This window comes from Citrobacter sp. TBCS-14, from assembly GCF_005280805.1.
Classification (GTDB): domain Bacteria; phylum Pseudomonadota; class Gammaproteobacteria; order Enterobacterales; family Enterobacteriaceae; genus Citrobacter; species Citrobacter gillenii.
In genome coordinates, this window is record NZ_SZWM01000908.1 from 1 (window position 1) to 301 (window position 301).

General features: G+C 48.8%; 1 protein-coding gene. It reads left to right on the forward strand.

The annotated features are described in order from the left end of the window. A partial coding sequence (locus FDX22_RS21995) for a flagellar hook-length control protein FliK (protein WP_146717772.1) occupies nucleotides 1-298 on the forward strand: 298 nt, incomplete at its 5' end. Nucleotides 299-301 lie beyond the last annotated feature (3 nt).

Genomic DNA, 301 nt, shown 5'->3' on the forward strand with positions numbered 1-301 from the left:
GCCATCGCTTGGCAAACTGGAAATTGCCGTGCAACTGGATGCAGGCAAGCTGATGGTGCACATCGGCGCAAATCAGAGCGATGTCTGCCGTTCGCTGCAGCAATTTAGCGATAACTTACGTCAGCATCTGACAGCGCAGAACTTCATGGAAGTGAATGTTCAGGTCTCTTCTGAGGGGCAATCGCAACAACAGCAACAGCAGCAGTCTGGTCATCAACAGGACGAGGTGACATCAGCGTTAATGCTGAATGATGATCCTCAATTTCAACGGAATGAATCCGTTCTGATCAAAGTGTAAAAG